The sequence below is a fragment of the Haloechinothrix sp. LS1_15 genome, assembly GCF_033042135.1.
In the GTDB taxonomy this organism is placed as follows: Bacteria; Actinomycetota; Actinomycetes; order Mycobacteriales; family Pseudonocardiaceae; genus Haloechinothrix.
Window position 1 is genome coordinate 1 of sequence record NZ_WBXM01000024.1, and the last position, 5,807, is coordinate 5,807.

Annotated in this window: 6 protein-coding genes and 1 pseudogene; 6 read left to right on the top strand and 1 reads right to left on the bottom strand. The window is 58.7% G+C overall.

Annotated elements, in window-relative coordinates; all coding sequences use genetic code 11:
- Positions 1–883: 883 nt before the first annotated feature.
- Positions 884–1,649 (bottom strand): annotated as a pseudogene (locus F8178_RS20260) (transposase family protein).
- A gap of 1,114 nt (positions 1,650–2,763) precedes the next feature.
- Between F8178_RS20260 and F8178_RS20270 the strand changes: the two are divergent.
- The 6 genes from F8178_RS20270 to F8178_RS20295 form a co-directional block, all read left to right on the top strand.
- Complete coding sequence (locus tag F8178_RS20270; RefSeq protein WP_317496454.1) at positions 2,764–3,378, top strand: transposase family protein; 615 nt, start codon at positions 2,764–2,766, stop codon at positions 3,376–3,378.
- The gene (locus F8178_RS20275; protein ID WP_317496455.1) at positions 3,341–3,517 is read left to right on the top strand and encodes a transposase family protein; all 177 of its coding nucleotides are present in this window, start codon (positions 3,341–3,343) and stop codon (positions 3,515–3,517) included. The genes F8178_RS20270 and F8178_RS20275 overlap by 38 nt, the downstream gene beginning before the upstream one ends.
- A 713-nt stretch (positions 3,518–4,230) precedes the next feature.
- The gene (locus F8178_RS20280) at positions 4,231–4,833 is read left to right on the top strand and encodes a hypothetical protein (RefSeq protein ID WP_317496456.1); all 603 of its coding nucleotides are present in this window, start codon (positions 4,231–4,233) and stop codon (positions 4,831–4,833) included.
- 55 nt (positions 4,834–4,888) lie between these two features.
- The gene (locus tag F8178_RS20285; protein WP_317496457.1) at positions 4,889–5,230 is read left to right on the top strand and encodes a hypothetical protein; all 342 of its coding nucleotides are present in this window, start codon (positions 4,889–4,891) and stop codon (positions 5,228–5,230) included.
- Positions 5,231–5,351: 121 nt separating this feature from the next.
- Entirely contained in the window at positions 5,352–5,573 is a 222-nt protein-coding gene (locus F8178_RS20290) for a hypothetical protein (RefSeq protein ID WP_317496458.1), read from the top strand.
- A gap of 53 nt (positions 5,574–5,626) precedes the next feature.
- Positions 5,627–5,807: hypothetical protein (locus F8178_RS20295; RefSeq protein ID WP_317496459.1), on the top strand; the 181-nt coding region annotated here is incomplete at its 3' end.

A 5,807-nucleotide genomic window follows, 5' to 3' on the forward strand; every position in this document is an offset into this window, starting at 1 on the left:
AGATCGGCGAACACCCAAGTGATCCGGCAGGCGTACCGCCCGCACAGGGCCACCTCGACGACGCCTGCGCCCAAGGCGGACACACCCGATCCGACGGAAGCCGCAGCGCACAAGCATGGGACTCTGGGTGTCGTACGACAGCCCAAGATGTGTCGGAGCTCATACCGATTCATGAGCTGGAGGAGCCTAAGAAAGATGCAGTGCGCCAGCTTAGCGACGATGAGCTTGTGGCATCATTTAACGACCCTCCTGACGGGAATACCGTGCTGGTGCGACGAGACGGTCGCATAGTGGATGGGCATCATCGAGTAGCAGAGCTACTGAGAAGAATGAATGACCCATCCAGTACAATAAATCCTGACACGTACATAAAAATCGATACGCATGATCCCGAGTTACCTTCGGACGGATTTTGGACGTGGTAGGTTTGGATAATTAAATGAAAAATATACAACGAAGAGAGAAGGTTTCTTCAGGCGAGGACGACTTCGTTGTCCGAATCGCTAGATTTGAAGATCTTGAATACTTGAACTTTGACTCCGAGAATTTCGGATTAAGTGCAAGATGGAGTTCAGGTCGAAGTCTAGCGAACCAGGTTTCCACACAGAGTCTGGCATTCCTGGTACCTGCCTTTCGGTACGCTGCTACTAGCGAGCTACCCGAGTTCTTTCGTTGCTATGTATGGTTCGTAGCTAAAGAGGAAGAGAAAGGCTATGTTTCGCTGGTTGATGTACGGAGCCACACTTTTGCGTCCCTGCGTGCAGTAACCGACACCATTCAGCTCCATAAGTTTATTCATTACCTGCTAGACAGTTATCCACTTTCGCAGCTTGACTAGTGTTCTTGAATCAATTTGTTGACACTGAGGTGATCTCAGCGACTTTCATGCGGGCCGACCGTGTTCGGCGTGTGTGAGGATGAGTGCGGCTTTGACGATTCGGTCGATCTTGCGGGGGCTGGGGGTGATGTGGTGCAGGGTTGGCCAGCGGCCGGTGAGTGTGGCGAAGCCGCGTTCGCCGAGGGCGCGCAGCCCGCGGAGTAGGGCGTTGTCGGTGCGGTTGTCGACATCCGGCCGACGGTAGTCGGTGGGCTGCTTGACCGGGGTGTGCACGCCGATGCTTGCTCCGGCGTAGCCACTGTCGGCCAGTGTGGGCTGGTTCGGCTTCGACGCCGCCCAGGACAACGCTGCCAGGACATGGTCGCGTGTGGCGGTGATGTCGTGCACCGAGCCGGGTTCGACGTCGGAGACCCATAGCGGGCGCCCGCCTGGGGCGACGAGGGCGTGGATGTTGCCGCTGTGCTGGTGGGCCTTGCCGGAGTACCACGCATCGATCTGCGTGCCTGTGACGCTGGTGGACTGCTCGCCGCAGCGGTCGGCGGAGAAGACCCTTGCCGTCGAGAACCACAGAGCCCGCAGCGTCGTCCTTGGCGTCCTGCAGGGGCTCGTGCAGGTCGGGGGACCGTTCGGCGAGCACGGTGATGTCGGCGCCCTCCCTGAACCATCGCAGCCCCAGCACGGCCTGCCCAAAGCAGGTCAACGCCCGCGTGCCCTTCCGGGTGCGGCGTCGCCGACGTTCCTGGCGCAGCAGCCGGCTGACGTACAGAGCAAGCTCACGGGGGACATTGAGCGTGGCACGATAGGCAATCACGTGGAGCCTCACGGTGCCGATGATCTTTGGTCAGACCTCTTCTACCTGGGGCTCCACGCCCATCACCGGCACCTTCCCGCCCATCAGCGTGCCGAGGATCCCACCCTCACTCCGCGCCAGACTCAACCGACAACGATCTTGCTGAGATCACCTCACTGACTTGGTGGACTATCTTAACGCGCTGGCTGATAGCGCTGGCAATATGACGTCAGAGAATTTTCACACAGTCGATTTTATACGAGCATCGGCAGCTTGGCTGGCGGACGTGGAAGGGTACTTTGAGAATAGGGGAGAAAGTGTCCCAGAGTCTCCGGGTTGGTCATTAATTGGCATGGTATTCTCGGTGGGGCTGGTGTATGAATAGCGGCTGTTCGATATGGAACTAGCGTTCAGCCAGTGCAGCAAGCTTACCGTTCTCCCGTCACGAAGCCGTGGCCGAGGATTTTGATCTGTCGTGACCCGCAGGTCGCGGTGGTTTGGATGTGATGCTGCCGGGGCGGGGTTAGTCGGGTGTTGCGTCGACCTCGGGAACCTGCCCCATCGCGGCGACACCGGTGTAAGCAGCAGCGTTGGTAGTGGCAAGCCCTAGCAGGGGGAACCGTCGAGAGCCCGTCCAGCTCGCCGCGAGGACAGGCGGGGCCCACCGATCGGCCGACAGGTCGGCCCCGGCCACCGGCAGCCCGCCCTGGCGAGGGTGACGATTGTGACCCACGATGCGATCCGGGCGTCACCAGTAAGATCCCAGAGCCTTGGGAATCTGGTGAGCCCAACACGAATTAGCGATCCGGTGTAAGGTGGTTCGGGACAAATCCAAACCGGGAATGAATTAGGATCGATCGCGGGCATCCGAAATCTAAGTGGGATGCTCAACGCGTGGGCCACGTAATTGTACGAAAGGACGGCAGGGTCAGTGGCCGTGATGGCCGGGTTATATCGGGACCTGTAAAGGACAACCCGGTGAATGCTCATATTTCGTTACGCGGTGGCGTACATGGAGGGTTATTCACAGGGGTTAAACGATGCGCTTGGGTGTGGCGTGTTGACATGAGCGGCGGTCCGTTTATCGAGAGAATTGGGTTACCACACTCAAGCCTCACGAAAACGGACCGCCGACATGCATCATACCACCGGGCTTGCGCGGGAAGACATCATGGATCTGTGCGCAATGATCCACCGCGAAATCGATGATGGGAGAAAGATGTGGCCGCCGGTTCTCGGACTGTTCCGATCTGTGGTTGTCGCGTTGACTTATCTGCGGCGTAATCGGATTCAGGCGGAGTTGGCCGAGGCTTACGAGGTGTCCCAGCCGACGATCAGCCGGGCCGTCGCGGCGATCACGCCGTTGCTGGGTGAAGCACTGGAGGTGTATGTGCCCACCGCCGACGATCTCGACGACCAGACCCAGTACATCGTGGATGGGACGTTGCTTCCGTGCTGGTCGTGGGCCGATCATCCGGAGCTGTACTCCGGCAAGCACGAGACCACGGGGATGAATGTGCAGGTCGCCTGCACACTGTCCGGCGCGCTCGCGTGGATCTCCGATCCGATCGACGGGAGCCGGCACGACAGGCACTGTTTGGCCGAGTCCGCCGCTCTGCGAGAGGTCGAGCCCCGCACCTGGATCGGCGATAAAGGATACGTCGGAGCCGACATGATCACCCCGATCAAAAAAACCCGCCTGCCGCGACCTGATGGACTGGGAGAAAGAATTCAACACCCAGATAAATAGGATCCGCTACGTCATCGAGCAAACCATCGCCAACTTCAAAACCTGGAGAATCATGCACACCGACTACCGGCGACCACTCGACACCTTCAAACAAACGATCAGCGCCGTCGTCGGACTACACTTCTACCGATTCTCGTGAATAACCCTCATGGTCGGAGTGGTATCGCCCGTGACTGTAAATATAGATTTTCCTCGAGCGCGATGGGAAGTACTGAGCGCTGTAGCGTCGTTAAGCGATCCGGAATACCAGGAAAAGGTGTGGATTCGGCAAGAACTACCGCATGGTAACTATTATGATTCGTTTGATCTTGCTGTGCATACGCTTTACGATGATTGGTCCGTACTGCCGGACCCTGAGTCGGCGGTCGGATCGATACTTGTTGATGGCCCCGAGATTACTCGGCTGGCAGCTTTGGGCCGGATCTTGGATGAGCTGATTGACGACTTGGGAGATCGCGATGACGAAGTCTATTTGGCTGACTCTAGGTGGCCGCAAGTAGTAGCATGTGCTTCGGTCGCATTGTCGTCCTTGGTGCTCTCCGGTCCTATTGAAGTTTCGTACTCCAAGTAACGAGTCAGTGTGTGAATGGCTTGTCAGTCGGCATCAAGTGGTCGAACACATGTTACGGATTCCGCGCTCTCCTATGATCGATCGACGTTGGTGAGCTCGAGTCGCGGGCGGGTTGGGGTGCCTCGCCGAGGGCGACGCGCAACGTGGTGCGCAGCACGGCGCGCAGCGCGGGCAGGGGTGCGGCTCGGCGGGCGGCTCAGCGGGAGCGGGTGCGTCGGGATGCGATGACACCGGCGGCTCGGCCGCCGTCGTCGGAGACGATCGCGCCGGGCGTGAGCTGCATGCTGCAGCAGCTCAACGATCCAGAAGAGATCGACCTTGGCATCCTGGATCCCCACGTCGGCGACACCGGTGACAGCAACGACGCTGGCGGTGACCAGCCCTACCAACCGGACGAGATCGGCCGACATCCAAGTGATCCGGCAGGCGTACCGCCCGCACAGGGCCATCTCGACGACGCTTGCGCCCAAGGCGGACACACCCGATCCGACGGAAACCGCAGCGCACAAGCATGGGAATGCGGAAGTCCAGCATCTCCCGATGGTGGTAGTTGGAGTTCGGACGATCCTCTGGTGGAGGAGGCTGCGAACGCCATTGAAGCTTCGCACCCAGGACATGTTACTGGCGTCAATGTGCCGATGCGCGGCTCAGATGGCAAACTTGTGACTGATATGGACATAAGAACCCGGAACGCAATCGTTCAAGTTAAGTCCGGAACGGCTAGGGGGATCGTCGGCCAAATGGAGCGAACGCAAGGCTCTACAGCGGATCCGGTCATCGCCTACATTCCTGAAGCGAAGCACGGCACAGTGCGTGAGCTGCAGCGTCGTGGGTATCTTGTGACTCAGAGCGAGGAAGAGCTGGTAGAGATACTAAGGCCGTAGGCGGGAGCTATAGGTGTCACGATCAATCGTATTGCACTTACGACAAGGTTGGAGTGTGCCTGATTTAGCAGAAAGGATGAAGGGGTATGGCCGCCTCTATTGCACGGAATCTGAAAGTCGGTATGTCCTGGAAACTACGAGTGGCTATATCGCAGTTAATATAGACACCCAGGTGGTTGAAGATTATTCTGACGAAGAACTAGATTACATCACATCGTGTGTCGGTAACCCGGTCACTGTCGTTTGCGAATTCCGTAAGCAGGGCGATATAGCACAGATTCTACCCGCCGTATTGGTAGGTGTTGATTGTGTGGTGGACGATAATCACGGGCGGTTACAGAGTGGGCAAGACTTCTTGATTCGCCTGTCAGTTCACGGAGAAAACTGGTTGAGCTGATGACCTGATTGCGTTGACCGCGATGATAATGTAGCCATTTGGCGAAGGCGTTCAGGTGATAGTTGGTCTTCGGAGTGTCGGTGGGTGACAGCAGCACTGTGCTCGGTGATGAGCTTGGTTTGTGTCCGGGTTGGAGGAGTTGGCGCATGAGGAGCTGATCGGGCTGGTTGTGCAGCTGCGTGAGGCAAACGCCGCGTTAGAGGACCCGGTGCGGCGGCTGGAGCGGCAGGTCTTGCGCAATTCCGGGAACTCGTCGATGCCGCCCGCGACTGATGATCTGCCGGGCTGGCCGATACCTGCGCCGAAGCGGGCGAGGAGTTCGGGACGCAAGCGTGGCAAGTAGAAGGGCGCCGTTGCAGATAACGCCGGATCGTCGACTCCGACGGGACTTGCTCGGTGACGCCGAGCTCGGCCAGCGCCTGCGTACGGGCGTCGGCTGCCCACTCGGCGATCGCCTATGGCTATGACGAGGCTGGGCGGCTGAGGTCGAAGGACACCAGTGGTGTGGCTGGTGCGGGGCGGAATTCGTACGGCTATGACGATGCGGGCAGGCTCGTCTCGTGGGATGACGGTGACA

Excerpts from the sequence above, each read along its gene's own strand:
- F8178_RS20270 (WP_317496454.1), top strand. The coding sequence starts at position 2,764 with ATGCATCATACCACCGGGCTTGCGCGGGAAGACATCATGGATCTGTGC.
- F8178_RS20275 (WP_317496455.1), top strand. The coding sequence starts at position 3,341 with ATGGACTGGGAGAAAGAATTCAACACCCAGATAAATAGGATCCGCTAC.
- F8178_RS20280 (WP_317496456.1), top strand. The coding sequence starts at position 4,231 with ATGCTGCAGCAGCTCAACGATCCAGAAGAGATCGACCTTGGCATCCTG.